16 protein-coding genes are annotated in these 19,517 nt (G+C 41.2%); 15 read left to right on the plus strand and 1 reads right to left on the minus strand.

Going from position 1 to position 19,517, the window contains the following annotated elements; all coding sequences use genetic code 11:
- The first annotated feature begins 57 nt into the window (after positions 1-57).
- The 7 genes from cysD (at position 58) to BET10_RS02670 (ending at position 11,390) form a co-directional block, all read left to right on the plus strand.
- The gene (cysD, locus tag BET10_RS02640) at positions 58-963 is read left to right on the plus strand and encodes a sulfate adenylyltransferase subunit CysD (protein WP_070983268.1); all 906 of its coding nucleotides are present in this window, start codon (positions 58-60) and stop codon (positions 961-963) included.
- Entirely contained in the window at positions 963-2,375 is a 1,413-nt protein-coding gene (gene cysN, locus BET10_RS02645) for a sulfate adenylyltransferase subunit CysN (RefSeq protein ID WP_070983269.1), read from the plus strand. The genes cysD and cysN overlap by 1 nt, the downstream gene beginning before the upstream one ends.
- A gap of 22 nt (positions 2,376-2,397) precedes the next feature.
- On the plus strand, positions 2,398-4,125 hold the full coding sequence (locus BET10_RS02650) for an SLC13 family permease (RefSeq protein WP_070983270.1): 1,728 nt from the start codon (positions 2,398-2,400) through the stop codon (positions 4,123-4,125).
- Between the two features lie 16 nt (positions 4,126-4,141).
- Complete coding sequence (cysC, locus tag BET10_RS02655; RefSeq protein ID WP_170829104.1) at positions 4,142-4,744, plus strand: adenylyl-sulfate kinase; 603 nt, start codon at positions 4,142-4,144, stop codon at positions 4,742-4,744.
- Between the two features lie 177 nt (positions 4,745-4,921).
- Complete coding sequence (locus tag BET10_RS02660) at positions 4,922-6,883, plus strand: polysaccharide biosynthesis protein (protein WP_070983272.1); 1,962 nt, start codon at positions 4,922-4,924, stop codon at positions 6,881-6,883.
- 297 nt (positions 6,884-7,180) lie between these two features.
- The gene (locus tag BET10_RS02665; protein ID WP_070983428.1) at positions 7,181-9,295 is read left to right on the plus strand and encodes a YjbH domain-containing protein; all 2,115 of its coding nucleotides are present in this window, start codon (positions 7,181-7,183) and stop codon (positions 9,293-9,295) included.
- A 487-nt stretch (positions 9,296-9,782) separates the two neighbouring features.
- Positions 9,783-11,390 (plus strand): hypothetical protein, encoded by a 1,608-nt coding sequence (locus BET10_RS02670; protein WP_070983273.1) that lies wholly within the window; start codon positions 9,783-9,785, stop codon positions 11,388-11,390.
- A gap of 412 nt (positions 11,391-11,802) precedes the next feature.
- Here the strand turns inward: BET10_RS02670 and BET10_RS02675 are convergent, their stop codons facing one another.
- Positions 11,803-12,480, minus strand: a complete 678-nt coding sequence (locus BET10_RS02675) for a site-specific integrase (RefSeq protein WP_070983274.1) — start codon at positions 12,478-12,480, stop codon at positions 11,803-11,805.
- A gap of 282 nt (positions 12,481-12,762) precedes the next feature.
- Between BET10_RS02675 and BET10_RS02680 the strand changes: the two genes are divergently transcribed.
- The 8 genes from BET10_RS02680 (at position 12,763) to BET10_RS02710 (ending at position 19,511) form a co-directional block, all read left to right on the plus strand.
- Positions 12,763-14,622, plus strand: coding sequence for a motility associated factor glycosyltransferase family protein (locus tag BET10_RS02680; protein WP_070983275.1), 1,860 nt, complete (start codon positions 12,763-12,765; stop codon positions 14,620-14,622).
- A 14-nt stretch (positions 14,623-14,636) separates the two neighbouring features.
- A complete protein-coding gene (locus tag BET10_RS21660; protein WP_070983276.1) occupies positions 14,637-15,527 on the plus strand; it encodes a hypothetical protein in 891 nt (296 codons plus the stop codon).
- A gap of 323 nt (positions 15,528-15,850) precedes the next feature.
- Positions 15,851-16,864: a tRNA dihydrouridine(20/20a) synthase DusA gene (gene dusA / locus BET10_RS02690; RefSeq protein ID WP_096348918.1), complete on the plus strand. Its 1,014-nt coding sequence runs from the start codon at positions 15,851-15,853 to the stop codon at positions 16,862-16,864.
- Between the two features lie 263 nt (positions 16,865-17,127).
- Entirely contained in the window at positions 17,128-17,277 is a 150-nt protein-coding gene (locus BET10_RS21400; RefSeq protein ID WP_170829098.1) for a hypothetical protein, read from the plus strand.
- A gap of 424 nt (positions 17,278-17,701) precedes the next feature.
- Positions 17,702-18,379: a PspA/IM30 family protein gene (locus BET10_RS02695; protein WP_070983277.1), complete on the plus strand. Its 678-nt coding sequence runs from the start codon at positions 17,702-17,704 to the stop codon at positions 18,377-18,379.
- A 10-nt stretch (positions 18,380-18,389) separates the two neighbouring features.
- The gene (locus BET10_RS02700) at positions 18,390-18,593 is read left to right on the plus strand and encodes a PspC domain-containing protein (RefSeq protein ID WP_070983278.1); all 204 of its coding nucleotides are present in this window, start codon (positions 18,390-18,392) and stop codon (positions 18,591-18,593) included.
- Between the two features lie 12 nt (positions 18,594-18,605).
- Positions 18,606-18,929 carry a hypothetical protein gene (locus BET10_RS02705; RefSeq protein WP_070983279.1) on the plus strand — a complete coding sequence of 108 codons (324 nt, stop codon included), beginning with the start codon at positions 18,606-18,608 and terminating at the stop codon, positions 18,927-18,929.
- Positions 18,930-19,013: 84 nt separating this feature from the next.
- Positions 19,014-19,511 carry a copper chaperone PCu(A)C gene (locus tag BET10_RS02710; RefSeq protein ID WP_070983280.1) on the plus strand — a complete coding sequence of 166 codons (498 nt, stop codon included), beginning with the start codon at positions 19,014-19,016 and terminating at the stop codon, positions 19,509-19,511.
- The last annotated feature ends 6 nt before the right edge of the window (positions 19,512-19,517 follow it).

Consider the following 19,517-nt stretch of genomic DNA (forward strand, 5'->3'; position numbering starts at 1 on the left):
GTAACTTGTGGTGCATTATGTTAGTACCTTTTAAATTTAAGCGTATAAGTATCTAATATGTCAGAAAAATTAACTCATTTAAAAGCCCTTGAGGCAGAGGCCATTCACATTATTCGTGAAGTAGCCGCAGAATTCGATAACCCCGTAATGCTTTATTCTATAGGCAAAGATTCTTCAGTACTGTTACACCTTGCAAGAAAAGCGTTTGCGCCAGGAAAAATACCTTTCCCACTAATGCATGTGGATACCACTTGGAAGTTTCGCGAAATGATCGAGTTTCGTGACCGGATTGCTAAAGAGTACGGCTTTGACTTGATTGTACATCAAAACCAAGAGGGCGTTGATGCTGGTATTGGGCCATTTACACATGGCAGCTCAAAACATACTGACATCATGAAAACTCAAAGCTTAAAACAGGCGCTTAACAAAGGAAAGTACGATGCAGCCTTTGGTGGTGCGCGCCGAGATGAGGAAAAGTCGCGAGCCAAAGAGCGTGTGTATTCTTTTCGTGATAAAAATCACCGCTGGGATCCTAAAAATCAACGCCCTGAACTTTGGAATATTTACAATGCCAAAGTGGAACAGGGGGAAAGCATTCGAGTATTTCCTTTAAGTAATTGGACGGAGCTAGACATTTGGCAATATATCTACTTAGAAAATATTGAAATAGTGCCTCTATACCTAGCCAAAAAGCGCCCAGTGGTGGAGCGTGATGGCATGCTTATTATGGTCGATGATGAGCGTATGCCAATTAACGATGCCAATGAAATTCAGCATAAAATGGTTCGTTTCAGAACACTAGGGTGTTATCCGTTAACCGGAGCTGTGGAGTCAGAGGCGGCTACCTTACCAGAAATTATTCAAGAAATGCTGTTAACCAAAACATCTGAACGCCAAGGTCGCCTAATTGACCATGACTCTTCAGGGAGTATGGAGAAAAAGAAAATGGAGGGGTATTTCTAATGAGCCATGCATCTGAGTTAATAGAAACAAATATTTTAGAGTACCTTGAACAACATGAAAACAAAGAACTGTTGCGCTTTATTACGTGTGGTTCGGTGGATGATGGTAAAAGTACATTAATAGGTCGTTTATTACATGACTCTAAAATGATCTTTGAAGATCAATTAGCAGCCATAGAAAAAGACAGCAAAAAAAGTGGTACTACGGGTGAGCAGGTCGACTTAGCCTTGCTTGTTGATGGCTTACAATCAGAGCGAGAGCAAGGCATTACTATTGATGTTGCTTACCGTTACTTCTCTACCGACAAGCGTAAGTTTATCATTGCAGATACCCCAGGGCATGAGCAATATACTCGAAATATGGCTACAGGGGCCTCAACAGCAGATCTCGCAATTATTCTGGTTGATGCCCGTTATGGGGTGCAAATTCAAACTAAACGTCATAGCTTCATTGCTTCTTTGCTTGGAATTAAGCACGTTGTTGTTGCTGTAAATAAAATGGATTTAGTTGAGTACTCAGAACACACCTTCACAGATATTTGCGAGGATTACAAAGCGCTGGCAAACGAATTGAGTATCCCCGATATCCACTTTGCCCCAATCTCAGCATTAAAAGGCGATAATGTAGTTAACTTAAGTGACAATATGCCTTGGTATAAAGGGCAAGCACTTATGTCACTGCTAGAAACCTTGCCTATCAATACGCAAGAGTCTATGTCTGAGTTTCGCTTTCCGGTGCAATATGTAAACCGTCCTAATTTAAACTACCGTGGCTTTGCAGGTACTATAGCCTCTGGCTCTGTGGCCGTTGGCGATAAAGTAAAAGTATTGCCTTCAGGCAAAGAAACTCAAATCAAAAGCATAGATACGTTTGAAGGGTCACTCGATTCTGCCAGTGCACCTTATGCTGTAACTTTAACCACAAACGATGAGGTTGATATTAGCCGGGGTGATATGCTGGTACATAATAACAGCAGCATACACTTAGCAAATCAATTACAAGCACATGTAGTTTGGATGGATGATAATCCGCTGCAGTTAAACAGAGAATACTTGTTGAAGTTCGCAACCAAACAAACCTCTGCTCATGTTAGCGCTATTCAACACAAAATTAATGTTAATACGTTTGCCAAAGAGCAAGGTAGCCACCTGGATTTAAATGAAATTGCATTGTGTGAGCTGGCGTTAAACTCTGCTGTAGCAGTTGATGAATATGAACGTAATCGTCAAACCGGTGCTTTTATTGTTATTGACCGCTTAACCAATAGCACCGTTGGTGCTGGTATGGTGGCTAGCGCCAGTGACATTGGTGCGCAGCAGACTAACCGCCGAGTATATACAGAAGCTGAGATCCAACTTAATAAGTATATTCGCACTCATTACCCAGAATGGAATACAGAAAAAATAAGTTAATTCAACTCTGTAGCAGGGATATATGAGTGTAGAACAATACGCGATAGCGGCTATTTTTTTAGCCACTATCGCTTTTTTAATAAAATTTCAAAAAGTACCTGAAAGGGTTTTTGCGGTCAGTGCTTTGTCGTGTTTAGCGCTTGGCTTGGTGACCACGGAGGAGTTACTGGTAAACGCAGTCAACCCTGGGTTAATTACGTTACTGTTGTTAGTTGTCTGCGCTTTTTCATTTGAGCGCACCAGTTTGTTAAGGCGGCTTTCTAATGCTTTGTTTAATGGCTCTGCAATTAAGTCTTACATAAAAACGTTAGTGCTGACTATGCTGGCATCTGGCTTTTTAAATAATACTGCGGTGGTTGCCACACTCATTAATCCGATTAAGAACAATAAGCTTATTCCACCCTCAAGATTACTGTTACCGCTTTCTTATGCCGCGATTTTAGGTGGCACATTTACCCTTATAGGCACATCAACTAATTTGATTGTGAACTCTATGTTGATTGAACGTGGTGAAAAGGGGATCGCGTTTTTTGATTTTCTCCCCGTTGGTGTTTTGGCAGCGGCTACTTGCCTACTTATTATGCTGGCAACATTCAAACGCCTTAGAGGCTCTGAGCAATCAAACACAGAGGTCGAAGATTACTTCGTAGAGGCAAAGGTGTTAAATGGCTCAAACATGATTGGCAAAACCGTTGAAGAAAATGGCTTAAGAAATTTAGAGTCTTTGTTTTTGGTTGAGATTGTAAGGGAAGGGCATTTGATCTCGCCGGTAGCGCCAAACCAGCTTTTAGAGCAGGGTGATAAACTCATTTTTTCTGGTGATGTAAAAAAAGTGATGACCTTAAAGCAATTTGATGGGTTAAGCTTATACGCCGAAAAAGGGGGGCTTTTACAAAGTAATTTAACTGAGGTAGTAATTAAGCCCGGCTCAGCCGTGATTGGCAAAACATTAAAAAGTGCAGGGTTTCGAGCTCGCTTTGATGCCGCTGTGGTTGCAATTAGGCGAGAGGGTGATAGGTTATCTGGCAAGCTTGGTGATATTCGAATTCAAAGTGGTGATTTTTTTGTTCTGGCAGTGGGTAATGATTTTGCTCAACGGACGAACCTATCAAAAAACTTTTTTATTCTAAGTGGTGTTAAAGCACACAATATGCTTACAAAAAAGAAAGAGCGGATTGTTGTGTGGGGTTTCATTACTGCTATTGCTGTTTCTGTGGCTGCGAACATCGCGTTGTTAAACTGCTTTATTTTTTACCTAGCGCTACTGCTATTTAACAAATGCTTGTCAATAAATGAGATTAAACGTCGATTACCATTAGAGCTATGGTTAGTTGTTCTGGGGGCGCTAACACTCGCTAAAGCGCTTGATAACACTGGGGTAACAAGCCTTATCGCCGAGCAAATAAAGGGCCTTCTGATGGGGGAAGGGGTATACATAGCCTTTATTGGAGTGTTTTTAGTTACACTACTATTTACAGAAATAATTACCAATAATGTTGCTGCGGCGTTACTCTTTCCTATTGCCTTTAGTATTGCCCAGGGGTTAGAAGTAAATTATTTGCCTTTTGTTTTAGCCGTAGCGTTTGGAGCCAGTGGCAGCTTTATTAGCCCTTATGGTTATCAAACTAACCTAATGGTTTTTAATGCAGGTAATTACCAATTAAGTGACTTTGTGAAATTTGGCTTACCGATTTCTTTAACATACAGTTTGGTGGTACTTACTGCTATTCCTATTTTCTTTCCGTTTTAATAATGATTTAAGGCTAATCGTGACCAACGAAAATATTGTTTGGCACCAACAAACGGTGTCAAAAGAACAAAAGCAAGCCCAAAAGGGGCACCGACCTGCACTACTATGGTATACCGGGCTCAGTGGCTCAGGGAAGTCGACCATTGCCAACGCTGTAGAAGCTGAGCTTTTTCGTTTAGGGTGCCATACTTACCTGCTAGACGGTGACAACGTGCGTATGGGGCTCAATAAAGACTTATCTTTTAGTGATGCAGACCGAGAGGAAAATATTCGCCGTATTGGCGAAGTAGCAAAGTTGTTTGTTGATGCTGGGGTCATTGTTTCAAGTGCTTTTATCTCTCCTTTTGAAGCAGATAGAGCATCGGCCAGATCACGGTTAAACGATGGTGAATTTGTAGAGATCTTTATAGATACGCCAATTGAGGTTTGTGAAGCACGCGACCCAAAAGGGTTATATAAAAAAGCACGGGCGGGTGAAATTCCCAACTTCACGGGGATCAGTTCGGCATTTGAGTCACCCAAAAAACCTGAAATTCACATACATACTCAGCATCATTCAATAGCGCAGAGTGTTGAGCTGATTGTTTCGTACTTGCGAAGCAAACAAATAATAAAGTAATGCCTTACGTATCATTGGGAAAGTACAAAGTTACAGTTAATGGGTTGAAATAAAAGTGCTTCATATTCTTCTCATAAATTATTGCTACTTTTGTGTATACTACAGCTTGTACTATGCTTAAGTGCGTCTGTAGTTATAGTTCGGATTGGAATAAAACTGGAATAAAAAGGGAACACAATGGATAGTTGGTTTCGTGCCTTACTTGGCGCTTCTCGTAGCCAAAAACGACTTTTCACGCTCGTATTAGATTCAGTTTTTATAGTCTCAGCCTTCTGGTTAGCGCTTGTTGTTCGCCTTGATAGCTTTGCACCACTGGCTAATTTTAAAAACTGGTTAATCCTCGCGTTATTACTCCCCATTAGCTTGGTGATATTCGTAAAACTTGGTTTGTATCGTGCTGTGCTCCGTTACGTTGGGGCAAATGCAGTCGGTGCTGTTGTACTTGGTACTGTTATTAGTACCGTGATTTTAGTGTTGTCTTCATTTTTTACGCAAACCGCTATCCCTCGTACTATGCCCTTTATTTATGCGTGGTTGATGATACTTTCAGTGGGGGGATCGCGTATTTTGGTGAGAGCACTTATTTGGCGATTAACCTCATTTACTAAAACCCCAGTGGTTATTTATGGCGCTGGAGATGCTGGTCGGCAGCTTGCAACTGCGCTAGCAACAGGGCCTGACTATTATGTTACGGCGTATCTAGACGATGACGCTACCAAACATAATGCTATTATCCAAGGGATCCCCGTTGTCGCCTTCGACGAAATCTATAATTTGATAGATAAAAAGCGAGCAAATAAGGTTTTGCTTGCTTTACCAAGCGTATCGCGCTCTCGCCGTAAAGAAATACTGACTAAGTTAGAAAAGCTGCCACTTGAGGTGATGACAGTGCCAGGTATGGCAGATGTTATTGACGGTAAAGCACAATTGGATGAAATCAAAGAAGTTGAAATTGAAGACCTATTGGGCAGAGACCCAGTAACACCCAAACCAGAGCTGATGGCTGCAAATATCAAAGACAAAGTTGTTATGGTGACTGGTGCTGGAGGCTCTATTGGCTCTGAACTATGTAGGCAAATTATATTAAATGGACCTAGAAAGCTGGTGCTTTTTGAGGTGTCTGAGTTTGGTTTATATAGCATTGAAAAGGAGCTGAATCAGCTTGTACTGAATAAAGGCGTGTCATTGGAAATAGTACCCGTAATGGGCTCTGTTCAGCGCATTAACCGTATTGAAACTTGCATGAAGGCTTTTGGGGTACAAACAGTCTATCACGCTGCGGCTTATAAACATGTTCCGCTTGTAGAGCAAAATGTCGTTGAGGGGGTTCGCAATAATGTATTTGGTACTTATTACACGGCTAAAGCTGCTATTAACGCAGGTGTAGAGACCTTTGTATTAATCTCTACAGATAAAGCGGTGCGTCCTACCAATGTGATGGGTGCAACCAAGCGTATGGCAGAGTTAGTGTTACAAGCCTTGGCTGAAAGTAAAGTAACGTCTAAAAATACCCGTTTTTGCATGGTGCGTTTTGGTAATGTGCTTGGTTCTAGTGGTTCCGTCGTGCCTCTATTCCGTAAACAGATTAAAGAAGGTGGACCAATTACCTTAACTCATAAAGATATTACGCGCTTTTTTATGACGATCCCTGAAGCTGCTCAGCTAGTTATCCAAGCAGGGGCAATGGGTAAAGGTGGAGACGTATTTGTTTTGGACATGGGAGAGTCAGTCAAGATTAAGGATTTAGCAACCAAAATGGTCCACCTATCCGGCCTTGAGGTTAAATCAGAGTCAAATCCTCATGGTGATATTGAAATACAATGTACAGGTCTAAGGCCCGGTGAAAAGCTTTATGAAGAATTACTCATTGGTGACAATGTTGAAGATACTTCTCATCCGCGCATTATGACTGCGAACGAAGTAAAATTGCCAATGGCTGAGCTAGAGTCTTTTATGAGTGCAATGGACACGGCTTGTCATAATTTTGATCATGAACATATTCGTAAACTACTACTAGAGGCGCCTACAGGGTTTAACCCGACGGATGGTATTTGTGACTTAGTATGGAATGAGAAGAAACAGGTACTTGAATCACAAAGAGAGTCTCAGAAGAAAGTTGTTAATCTGAGAAATATTTAAATTTATAGACCAACAAAGTGCCTTTTAGCGCATCTACAATCCCATTGGCATTGATTCAATCATTACAGCGGGGCGGTTGTTAGGGTTTATATCGTTGTACTGTTGGTATATGCAGGTTGTTGTAACTGATATTCACCAAAGAACTGATTGGTTGCAATCTCTTTGTAACGATATTTGCTTGGGTTTTTAGATGCTTCCATATACGATAACACAATAACTTTTGTGGTTACGGTTGAGCTAGAAATAGGCTTCACCAAATTTTATTCAAGAATTGAAAATAATAATCGGTCTGCGCACATGTCAAAAATAACTACACTGTTTGCTGGTGGGGTGGTACTTGCGAGTATACCTGCATTGGCAGATACCCAAATGAATAATTACACTGCTTTTGCAGGGTATACAGGTCTAATTAATACACCAACAGCTGAAGTGCTCACCAAGGGGAGTGTTGATATCGGCTACAACAATCAACTCGATTTATCTGGGCTAGAATATGTTGATGGCCACAACTACATTTTTTCAGCAGGCTTATTTGATGGCTTAGAAGTGAGTGGCATGATTGCCTCTAACACAATGCACGATAATTTGATTGTAATGAAAGACCATGATCAAATTCGAGATTTATCATTTAACTTAAAATATCAAGTTCCGTTTGTGCCTAAAGAGTGGTTCAATCTCGCAATAGGCGCTAAAGATATTGGTGGTGCAGCAAATCACTATGAGACATATTACCTAGCAGGCTCTCGCCAGTGGAATGATTTTAGGTTCTCGGCTGGCTTTGCTGTAAGTGACAGAGTAACAGGGCAAATGGATGGGGCTTTTGCTGGGATAGAGTGGCAGCCGCTTGATTGGTTTGCATTGCAGCTAGAGCATGATGCTGAGGCAGTAAATGCAGGAGTTCGCGTTACCGTACCAAAAGAATGGCTGTATGATGTAGGTACGCTAACCCTTACCAGTAAATTTTATAGTAATACTGATTATGCACAGAAAGATACATTCTGGGGCATCAATTTCACCATGCCGCTGTTCACTCAAGCAGAGCTTAATGATCCTACTGAAGCGGCTCCTGCACCTATTTTAGATAACCACTTAAAGCGTGAAGAAGCGTTTGCAGCGCATTATCAAAAGCAACGTGAGTTGGCTCAAAAACCACTGGAAGAAGCCAAACAAGAGCTCTCAGAGCGTGATAGTTTCAGTAAGTCTTTGACCATACAAGCTAGAGAGCTAAAAAATGCATTGGTAGATGATGGCTTTGAAGCGATAAGCGTTGGCTTTAACCGTGACCCTCACATAGTTGTAAGCTTTGAGAACTATGTATTTAACCGCAATGATATAGATGCGATTGGCGTTGTGTTAGGCCGAATCGCAGAGCACATAGATGAACCTGAGGCGAAATACAGCGTACAGTTGCTAAATCGCGGCATGCCGATGCTATCTGTTACGGGCCAAGTAGATAATTATCGCGAGTTCATTAACACCAGTGCGACGCCTGATATGGACATTCGCCGCGGAGAAATGGAGCCTATAGGCAGTGTGTCTTGGGTGGGTATGCCAAAAACCAATAGTCCTTATTTTAAGCCACGTTTAACCCTAGGTCCATCGCTAGACACCAACTTGGCTACGGAGTTAGGTGTATATGATTTTTCACTAGCGATACAAGCTGCCGTTGACTTACCAATGTGGTATGGCGGTGGCCTGAGTGTGGTGGCTGAAACCGAAGTTGCTAAAACTGATGATTTTGAATCACACCGCCCATTTGGCCCATTTGCAAAACAAAGTGGTATAACGCAGGCGACATTATATCAAACATTCGAACTACCTTATGGTATATACAACCAAACACATGTGGGCTTTTTCAAAGAGTTTCATGATTATGTAGGTATCAAAAATGAAACGTCATGGCTCAGTGACAATGGTCGTCATCAATTAAGCGCCGATATTGCTTATTTAGAGTATGAAGACTATGAAGCTGATCGCGATTACCAAACGCTATCATATCGTTATAACTGGGTTGAAGAAGATGTGAGTTTTCACGCAACAGCAGGACGTTTCTTTTATGAAGATAGCGGTGTGAAATTAGAAACGCGCTTTTGGTTTGGTGATAGTTATGTATCAGTTTTTGCTCAAGATACTGACGTTCAAATGGTTGGTGTGGCTTTCAGTATTCCATTAACACCAAGAAAAGATATGGCTACAACACCTTATGGCCAAGTTAAGGGTAACGAAGCGTGGCGTCATACTGTAAGTACAAGGATTGGTGAAGAGCATAACAACTTGGCGATTGGTAAGGCACTGCAACTTGATACGCCTGTGAGTATCAACAGAACGTTGCTTAATCAAGGCAGGTTGTCTAGCAGTTATATTTACGCCAACTTGGCTAGGTTGAGAGAAGCTTACCTCGTGTTTCGTTAAGTAAGACACCAGCTAGGCAGTTGCTGCGATGTAATACAACTTTAATATTACTAACTTGCTGAAATGCAATGTTTTGAGATATTTTTTAAAAGCTAATACTTGTATATTAAAGCATCTACCCGTATCCTACTGCGTAATTACAAGTAGGTGTTAGCGCTGGGGTTTTTAGTGCAGCGCTGAAATGGAAAAGGGTAATATAGCTTAAGTTACGTGTTTGTCGTAATGAGGTACGTAGTACCTATCGTTTTAAAAATACATATCAGTAATACAAGGTTGGAAACTGTAAATAGGCTAATCGTGCAAGTTAAGTATTCAGCTGAAGTTTAACTCTAAGATTTTAAGCTGGTTTTGTCTTGTACAGTAGTGAAATTACTGCTTAACTATAAAATTTGAAAATACGATAGAATTTTCTATAGTATATATTTGATTTACAAAACTCTGTGGAGGTTGTTGTGGCCTTTGCAAAAAAATGGAACAAGGACTAATCATGCTTGCTAATAAAAAATCACTTCTTGCAGTGTCTATCGCTGCATCATTTGCGTTAACAGGTTGTTTTAGCGACAACGACAATAACGTAGTAGTAGAACCACCTACAGAAACTCCAACAGAAATTGTTGTACCTGATACGATCGTAACCGAGCAACCAAGTAAAGTGTTCTCGGTAAATGTTGTAAACAGAGCAAACTCTGATGTTTTAGAGGGTGCAACTGTGTCATTCTTAGTTGATGGCGAAGCTGCAACTAACTTGACTGACGTCAACAACGAAGATTTGAGCATGGTAACGGTTGATGAAACTGGTAACTTTACGTTCTTATCTAAAGAAGGTGCGTCTGGTGACGTAACCGCGGTGGTATCAGCAGAAGGCTATATTTCTAAAAGTTTCGTTGTTGACCTATCTGCTGAGCTAGATGATGGTGCAAACGATATTCCGCTAGAGTTTAGCCTGGTTGCTGCAGATGCGACTGGTGTAACAGTAAAAACTGAGAAAGCAGCGGTGACTGGTGGCTCAACGGCAGAGGCTGTTACTGCTTCTGCATCAGAAGGTACAGCAGGCTCGAGCGTAACAGTATCTGCTAACACTGAATTTCAAAATGCAGCTGGTGAAGCTATCTCAGGTGAAGAAGTGACTATGAATGTAGTGGCAGCAGACTCATCAAATGTAAACGCAGGTGCGATTATTCCTGAGGGTCTAAATGCTGGGGCAACAACAGAGGTTATGACTTCTTTAGGTGTAACAAGCATCACTATGAGCGATGAAACCGGAGCACACGTTAAGAAGTTCTCTCAGCCAATCAGTGTATCAGTTAATCTACCTGCTGACAGTGATGTAGCCGCGGGTGATATGCTATCAATTGCTTCATATGATGAAGTTACTGGTATGTGGGCGAAGGAAACCGTTGAAGCAACAGTCGGTACAGCGAATACAGATGGTACCTACCCAGCATCATTTGAAACTGATCACCTTACTTTCTTCGCTATCGGTAACAACGTACCTGTCTGTACAGCTGGTCTAACTCTTAATGTTACAGGCGACATTCCAGCTCGTGGTTTGGCTGTTTCAATCTCTTCAAGTGACGGCACAATTGGCAGTTACACGCGTAGCGCTACCAAGCATGTAATTCCAGCGTCTTCTGCATCTCGCTTCGGTATCGCTCAAAATGCCACAGCACATGTTCGTTTGTATGATTATTCAGGTAACAACTGGTATACGTCAGATGGTGAAGTGCCAATTTGTGGTAACGTTAATGTAAACATCGGTAGCGATGTTGAAACATTTGATAAAAACGTAACTCTGGTAGGTACTTGTGCGGCGGATAGCACTGTAACAGCTAACCTTTCTGGTTCAATTGTAACTTATGCTAAAGATGGTAAAGCTGCAGCACTAGCTGAATCAATGGGTGAGTCAACATTTAAACTAGAAGGTGTTGAAGTTGGCGCTAACTACAAAGTACGTGCCACTATCCGTGGTGCTAAAGTTGACGGTGGTGGCCAGTCTAAAGTATTTACCTTTGAAAATGTTCAAAACGACGGTAATGCGTTAACTGGTGACGTTGCGATTGAGTGTAACGAAGTTCCAGTAACTGGTACTAACTAATTAAGATTAGTTTGTAATAAATTTTGAAACGCCACCCAAAGGGTGGCGTTTTTTTATGTTCAAAATTTGTGATTCTGTAACTTTGATCAGTGGCAAACTCTGATAGTGAACTCTGAACACTTAGTAACAAACCTCAGTTGCACATAAGTGAATTTGCCCAATAAAGCTATTTTTTACTCTCTTCACTTTAATAGCTCGCCATGATTTCGCAAGAAATTGAGTGAAATATCATCATTGGATGCTAAAACAGCAAAGAGTTAATTTATTATTTTATCAAAACGCTTATCTACAGCTGAGATTTATAGCTGTACAAACAGTAATCTACACTAATAAGCGTATTTTAGTGCCAGCAGAATTTTAATGTGAGATAGGTTAAAGTGGTTATAGCCAGCTGTTATTGATTACTTAAGCATTAGCTGTGTCTTTCAACAAAACGTTGCCAGTGCACATTGCTATTGATGACTCGAATTGGGGCGACTATCTTTTTCAGCGTTATAGCACTTGGTTGTTCAAGCAAGTTGTCATCTTTTAGTCCCATCAGGTAATGAAATGCAGGTTTATCTGCGCGTTGAATAGCAGCTATCCTAACTTGCTGTTCGAAGTTTAACCTGAGGCTACTAATCGCTGTTTTGAGCCCTTGTTGATCAACGTTCGGCAGCCCACACTTTTGTAAGTAGCCCATCCGCTCGCCTTCCCCTGAGAACCAAATTCTAACTTTTTCACTATACCTGCCGGATTTAGAGGGTAAGTCAAATAATAAACGGGTGTGTTTACGCGATTCTACGAAGTTAATATACTGCTCTAAGCCTGCTTGCCACAATGCAGTATGTATGGGAATAAATCTGGGTTTAAGCTTGCCATGGGTATGAAAGTTAAAACCAGTAACAGACTCTTGAGTGGTTAGATCGCGTAATGTCAAACTGCCAATTTCATCACTATAAGCGCCAGTGTAATAGGCTATAAGTGGAAGCCAGAAATGCCAATGTTTGGGCTGTTCTCTGGGTTGCTTTTCGTCACCATAGATGTAGCCATTAAATAGAGTATGTAACTCCATAGCAGAAAAAGCTCGGCGGCCTAAATGCGATTTCACGCGTAAAGTTAAACTCCAAAAGATAAGTAGCGGTAGTTTATCGTGTCTTGAGGGTAAGGCAAAGTGCTAACGGAGTTTTCTCTGAATATCTCTAGTATAGCTATTGCTTTAATGTAAATTAACAACCGCATGAGAGGAGGTTAATTAATTTATATACTGCTGATTTTTATTTGTTTGAAATACCCTTCTACGTGTAACTAAGTACTTTATTGAACAGAATGTTTCGTATATCGATACAATAGGGTATGCTTTGCATGCATAGTAATATTAGGGAAGATAATTATGGGGGCAACTCAATGCTCAGAGGTGTTTGATAGGAACCGAGAAATTATTAGTCAGCTCAGTGGATGGGTTTTGACTCAGGATGACTATTCACAAAGCCTGCAACGTATAAACGAGTTTGAGCACTCATTTTATTCAGGCTGTCCAAAGCAACTATGTGCACAGCAAACATCATTATTTTTATCATCACCACTGCATTTATCTATGCATTTTAGACCACTAGAAAGGCCGAGATACCTACACCAACACTTTATTACCAATATGACCAAGCATGCCCAGATGTTGGGCTACAAAAAGTCATCGGTGCCAAGACGTGGCACTTTACTATTGCTTGGATTAGGAGCGGGGCTACAAATTCCCGCCTTACTTAAGAAAATTAACTACACGGATGTGATTATTATAGAGAATGATGCCAACTCTTTAGAACTCGCGTGTCGTCACCTTGATATTGAGCAATTACAAACGCAGTGTAGAGAACGCGGTGGTGAGCTGCATATCCCCCGTGTTGAGAGTTATAGTGATTTTATGAATGCAATGCGTGCGATATTAATCAAGCATGGTTACCACTTACTTGCTGATATAAGTTTGTTCCGTCACTACAACTCCCCTTTGTATGATGAGATATTTGAGCAATTTAGGTCTTGGCGTAATCGCTTTGCTAGTATGTGGGGATTCTTTGAAGATGAACTTATTGGCTTGTCTCACACCTTAGAAAATCAAAGGGATGTGTTAAAGTTTACACCAAACTTCACACAAAGTTTTACATCGCAACCCAAAGTGGTCATTGTGGGTAATGGCCCCAGCTTAGATAAATGCATACAGGCGCTAGCGCAAGCACAGAATATCGTGATTGTTTCATGTGGTACGGCAGTGGCGAGCCTGCTCAAGCAGGGGATCACTCCAGACTTTCATGTGGAGATGGAAAGAACCGTCGATATATATGAGCTAAAAGCCGACTCGTTATCTGACCCTCGCTTAAAAAATACGATTTTGCTAACGCTCAACACGGTTTCTCCAAAGCTATTGGCATTGTTTAATCATAAGATGGTTTTCTTAAAAGCCAATGATATTGGTACAGAAATGCTCAAAGAGGGCGACAATACGTTTGAACCTCTCTATCACTGCAACCCAACGGTTGCAAATGCGGCTTTGGCTATCATGTTAAAACTGGGCTTCACAAACGTAGCGTTAGCTGGTTGTGATTTTGGGTTTCGCGACGAGCAGTTACACCATAGTCAGCATTCACAGTACCTTGATAAGCTAGATCCATTATTTCTAAACAAAGTTAAAGCAGAGCTGAGCGTTAAAGGTAACTTTGGTGGGGAAGTTCAAAGCACTCGTATTTTTAATGAAGCGAGGCTAAGTCTAGAAGTATTGATTTCAAAGTATCGACTTGCAGCAATCACTAATACCAGTGACGGTGCCTATATCAAAGGTACAATGGTAAGTTCGCTTACACAATTCCTAGACGAGCCTGAAACTGCCGACATAAACGAAGCGTTAGCGCATATACGCCAAGGTCTGACGTATTGTTTGCAGCAATATGGTAACACCAAAGTGCTCGAGCAATTGGATCTGAATATACAAGAGTCCCTTCAAACCCTAGTAGAAGGGATCAACGCAACTCAAAAAGTGTTAGAGCTGGCTACTGCGCTTAATCGTTTTATATACGACTTAGAGCACAGTAAAAGCATGACGAGCAAGCTATTGTTGAGCGGCTCGTTAAAATATATGTGCGTTACTATTGCAAGTCATATTAATCATATCCCACCAAGTCAGTGGGATAGCTATTTTTCGGTTGCTAAGAAGCAGTTGTTAACAGCTCTTAGTAATTATATTCATAGGCTAAACACCATCTAACTTAAGGATAAACGATGAAATTTAACTTAAAGGCTGTATTACCAATTGCACTCGGAACGGTGTACGTTGGAAAAACTTTAGCTTCTGGGTTGTATGATATTGTTGATAATGTTGCCAAACTCGAGCAATCGCAGTTTCATTCCAAAGAAATGGGAGTCAATCAGTCATTTAGCACGGACGACTCGTTCGGTTCAGGTGACTCATTCGGTTCAGGCGACTCGTTCGGTTCAGAAGACTCGTTCGGTTCAGAAGACTCGTTCGGTTCAGAAGACTCATTCGGCTCAGAAGATTCATTCGGCTCAGAAGACTCGTTCGGTTCAGAAGACTCGTTCGGTTCAGAAGACTCGTTCGGTTCAGAAGACTCATTCGGCTCAGAAGACTCGTTCGGTTCAGAAGACTCATTCGGTTCAGAAGACTCGTTCGGTTCAGAAGACTCATTCGGTTCAGAAGACTCGTTCGGCTCAGAAGACTCATTCGGCTCAGAAGATTCAAGTAGTGCTAACTACGAGCCATTTCCAACTAATAACAATGTGGCAAGTAAAGGTGTATTATTTCTAAAAGAAACCGATGGCTATTTTTTCGATGACCTACACCAAATTTGCGTAAAAGCGAATAAGCATGTCGTTATTGGTCATGCGGCACCTACTTATACTAATATGACGGGTCGCAACTTCATTATGCGTGGTAATTATGCTATCAAGAAGGGCCTACTGAACTTTCAACTAGCGGACCCTGATATGAACCTGTTGGAGAAGTTTAAGCTTGCTAAAACCTCAGACGTAAACTTCGAATTTATTGGTGATCGTTATCTTGGTAAGCAAGTATACGACAAAGGTGTGGTTGCCTACTATGAGGGTGAAGTCAGTTACTATAATCACGGTTGTGATATGGTACTTGGATACTAACTTATAAGCTTTAGCAGGGATTGAGTGCGTGATTAGCCCAATCCCTTTCGCTTCAAACAAGACTTTCTCCTGCCAGTTATGAATACTAAGAATCTTTTACTGAAGGTTCGCTTGGCTTTGTGTATAATCTCGCCCTTAGAATTCTAGCGCAAGCGCATTTGTTGCGTATGTCGCCAGACGGTAAGTTACGTTTTTCGATTATAAAGCCAGCCATGGCAAGTACCCTCTATAATATATTTTACCCTATCACCAAGGGTGGCAACAGGGTGACTAAATATCGAAGCTCGCGGTAGTTCAAGGTAATTAAAGGCGGTTCATAAAATATGTCAAACTCAGTTAAATCAGGCGATAGTCCTTCAATGGTAAGCGATTCAACGTTCAGACGATTTTCTGTTGCGCCCATGCTGGATTGGACAGACAAGCACTGTCGTACATTTCATCGCAAGTTAACACACCATGCGGTGCTATACACTGAGATGATCACCACAGGTGCAATTCTATTTGGTAAGGGAGATTACCTGAGCTTTGGTGAGCATGAGATGCCAGTTGCCTTGCAATTAGGGGGATCTGATCCTACCGCTTTAGCGGAATGTGCTAAGCGGGCAGCAGAGCATGGTTACAGCGAAATCAACCTCAATGTTGGCTGTCCTTCAGATAGAGTTCAAAACGGTCGTTTTGGTGCGTGCTTAATGGCGGAGCCTCAGCTCGTTGCAGATTGTGTTGCAGCCATGAAAGCACAAGTGAATATTCCGGTTACGGTAAAAACGCGAATAGGCATTGATGAACAGGACTCTTATGAGTTTTTAACGGCCTTGATTGAGGCATCAGCTAAGGTAGGATGTGACGATTTCATTATCCATGCTCGTAAAGCCTGGTTACAAGGCCTAAGCCCGAAAGAGAACAGAGAGATCCCACCACTTGATTACCCGCGAGTTTATCAGCTGAAAAAGGACTATCCAGAATTACACATTAGCATAAATGGCGGTGTTAAAACGCTAGATGACAGCTTACATCACCTACAGCACATAGATGGAGTGATGGTTGGACGTGAGGCATATAGCAATCCATTTATGCTGTCACAGGTGGACGAGCTTATCTATGGTGAGCAGGCGTTCAGTCAAACTCGACATCAGGTTGTGCGTAGTATGTACGATTACTTTGAGCAGCAAATGTCGGCAGGGGCAAATTTTTGGCACATAGCCCGTCATATGTTAGGTATATTTCAGGGGCAACCTGGAGCAAGGGGATTCCGTCGCCATTTATCAGAAAATGGGCATAAAAGAGAGGCTGATCTTAGCGTGATGGAAAAGGCGCTGAGTTTTGTACCTGAACAGTAAAATTTTCGACTCCTTCATAATATACATAAGCGTTTTGATAAGAAGTAATTAAAACCTCACCAACTTCAGATAGTCCAAGTGGTGCAGTGAGTTTGCTACATGGCCAACTTGCTCACCGCTTAGTTTCGTCTGTACTTACTATTAAATGCTCAGAATATTTATTATTATATATTTCCTTTTGTCAACTGCCATTTATTACAGATTATATAGCTCCTGAATTTTGATAATGTCTAAAAGCTTTAAATGCAAATAAGGAGCTTTATATGAAAACCAAAATTAAGTTAAACAAAAAGAAATTAGTTAATTTATCTGATAAAAAACATGACCTTCCAAACAAGCTAACCCCTGACGTGGCTGGTGGTATGGGAGCATGTACTAACTGTGCGAGCGGTTGTCACGAATTGCAAAAGTAATTTAGCTTTATGCTAGATGATAGTGTTCGCAATAGGTTATATATTAATAGTGAAATTTGATATATAGCCTTTTAAAAAGCGTAAAACGTTAGGTTTAACGCTTTTTATTCTTTTATTTGTTTCTTTTAATCTTGCCATAATTATTGTATTGGGTGTATAACAATTCCCAATGAAAACCAATAGCAAAAAATCATTATATAGACTCTTTACACCGCCACATATGTAAGCTTCTGCCATTCCTTTGTCTGCGATAAAAGGTGGTGTAAATCACTATTTTTTAGTGTATTCAGCTAAAATTCACTTCTGGTGCTCGCTTTCCCTCTCCCTAGCTTACATCTAATCTATTGTAATATATGAGGTTTGTAACTCTGGCATAAAGATTGGAGTATCAGGTTAACCTAACGCCAATGCAAAGGAGCAAAGTATGGCTTTAATTAACAGAATTGAAGATCTAATAAAATCAGAAGTAAATGCATTTTTAGATAAGGCTGAAGACCCTCGTAAATTAGCAGCGCAATTGTTGATTGAGCTGAACGATGCTTTAAGCGAATGCCGCTCGACAGCTGCAACAATTATTTGCGAACAGAAGGCGCTTAGCAGGCGCACCAGTGAGCATGATAAGCAAATAGAGTTATGGCAACAAAAAGCTGAGCATGCTTTAAGCAAAGATAGAGAAGATCTTGCTAAGGCCGCATTAAGTGAAAAGCAAAAGTTTATTGATAATCGGGAGAAATTGCAGGAGCAATTAGCCTCACTTGATGAAACGTTAATCAAATTGAAAGACGATGCAGATAAGCTTGCGAGTAAAATTCAGGTTTTAAAAGCTAAGCAACTACAGCTTGAGCGAGCACAAAGATCATGCAGCGCAAGAATAAAGGTACAGCAGACTCTTCGCAGCGATGAGGTGGCGAATGTGCTCAACCGTTTTGAGCAGTTGGAAAGTAAAGTTGAGCGTATAGAGGCGCAAGTTGAGAGTTACGAGTTAGGCCAATCTTCAACGGCGCTGCAATTCGCGCAGTTTGAACGAAATGAAAAAGTTGATGTGGCACTGGCACAGTTGAAGCAACAGATGCAAAGCAAGCCTGCGCCAGCAGGGGCTTAAGGAGTCATTTATGAAATATTATAGTGAGAGAAAGAGTTGTTTCCGTGTTCTAGGTCATAAAAAAATAACTGGGGTGTGTGCGGGAGTTGCTGAGCGGTTTGATATGCCTATCTGGCTTACTCGCCTGCTTACTGTGTTGTTATTTATTAAGTTTCCGGTGGTGACAGTGCTTGCGTATGCAATAGCCAGTGTTGCGTTACCAACCAAAGCTTAAAGGTGAAATGCTATGAAAACCGTATTTTTAGTACTGATCGCATTGCTAATATGTTCCACCTTATCTTGGTTGAGCTCACCACTTTCTTGGCTAAGTATTCCTGACTTTTTTATGAATCTGAGCTGGGTTGGGATAGAGCTTATTACCGTATTAATTGGAACAATCGCCTTTATAGCGGTCATTGCGTTACTGGGAATGGGGTTGATTGGCGCCTTTTTAGTAGTGTTCATTGGGCTAGTTTTGGCACTGCTGTTCAACTCTATTTTGATTGCTATTCCTCTTTTATTGCTAGTTGGATTGGGGTGGTTAGTGTTTGAACCTGTGTCAGGTCATTAGCACATAAAACATTGGGCTAATGGCGCGTGACTGTCTATTTCATGTTATGATTTAGACAGTTATTGCTATTTTAAAGGAATGTTCATGTTTGCTAAATATCTTGCTGTATTTACCTCTATGCTGTTGAGCTTAGCGCCCTCTCTGGTCATAGCTGAACAGGGAAATTCGTCTAAGCTTGTGGTACAACACGCTAAGATCAGGCAATTTCTCCCAGCCGCGACTTCAACTGCAGCGTACTTTTCGTTAATGAATCATTCACCACAAACACGGATACTACAAAAAGCCACTATATCTGGCTTAGGAAGAGTTGAAATTCATGAGCATGTTCATAGTGATACAATGATGCGAATGCAAAAAGTACAAGAGCTGACTATATCACCTTACCAAACAATCTCTTTTCAGCCAGGAGGCTATCATTTAATGGCGTTTGAGCCGACAGGTAAATTACGAAAAGGTGAAAAGCTGACTTTGACATTATACTTTGCAAACGGTGAAAGGCTTGAAAGCCCTATAAAGGTGGTGTCTTTGCAAGAGGAAATGGGTAAGCAAGAAAATAACCACTCAGAACATAAACATCATTAGGAGCAG

This window comes from Pseudoalteromonas amylolytica (assembly GCF_001854605.1).
GTDB classification, from domain to species: domain Bacteria; phylum Pseudomonadota; class Gammaproteobacteria; order Enterobacterales; family Alteromonadaceae; genus Pseudoalteromonas; species Pseudoalteromonas amylolytica.

Coding starts and splice junctions, on each gene's coding strand:
- BET10_RS02665 (WP_070983428.1), top strand. CDS start 7,181: ATGTCAAAAATAACTACACTGTTTGCTGGTGGGGTGGTACTTGCGAGT.
- BET10_RS02660 (WP_070983272.1), top strand. CDS start 4,922: ATGGATAGTTGGTTTCGTGCCTTACTTGGCGCTTCTCGTAGCCAAAAA.
- BET10_RS21400 (WP_170829098.1), top strand. CDS start 17,128: ATGAAAACCAAAATTAAGTTAAACAAAAAGAAATTAGTTAATTTATCT.
- BET10_RS02705 (WP_070983279.1), top strand. CDS start 18,606: ATGAAAACCGTATTTTTAGTACTGATCGCATTGCTAATATGTTCCACC.
- BET10_RS02680 (WP_070983275.1), top strand. CDS start 12,763: ATGGGGGCAACTCAATGCTCAGAGGTGTTTGATAGGAACCGAGAAATT.
- BET10_RS02695 (WP_070983277.1), top strand. CDS start 17,702: ATGGCTTTAATTAACAGAATTGAAGATCTAATAAAATCAGAAGTAAAT.
- BET10_RS21660 (WP_070983276.1), top strand. CDS start 14,637: ATGAAATTTAACTTAAAGGCTGTATTACCAATTGCACTCGGAACGGTG.
- BET10_RS02670 (WP_070983273.1), top strand. CDS start 9,783: ATGCTTGCTAATAAAAAATCACTTCTTGCAGTGTCTATCGCTGCATCA.
- dusA (WP_096348918.1), top strand. CDS start 15,851: ATGTCAAACTCAGTTAAATCAGGCGATAGTCCTTCAATGGTAAGCGAT.
- BET10_RS02650 (WP_070983270.1), top strand. CDS start 2,398: ATGAGTGTAGAACAATACGCGATAGCGGCTATTTTTTTAGCCACTATC.
- cysN (WP_070983269.1), top strand. CDS start 963: ATGAGCCATGCATCTGAGTTAATAGAAACAAATATTTTAGAGTACCTT.
- cysD (WP_070983268.1), top strand. CDS start 58: ATGTCAGAAAAATTAACTCATTTAAAAGCCCTTGAGGCAGAGGCCATT.
- BET10_RS02710 (WP_070983280.1), top strand. CDS start 19,014: ATGTTTGCTAAATATCTTGCTGTATTTACCTCTATGCTGTTGAGCTTA.
- BET10_RS02700 (WP_070983278.1), top strand. CDS start 18,390: ATGAAATATTATAGTGAGAGAAAGAGTTGTTTCCGTGTTCTAGGTCAT.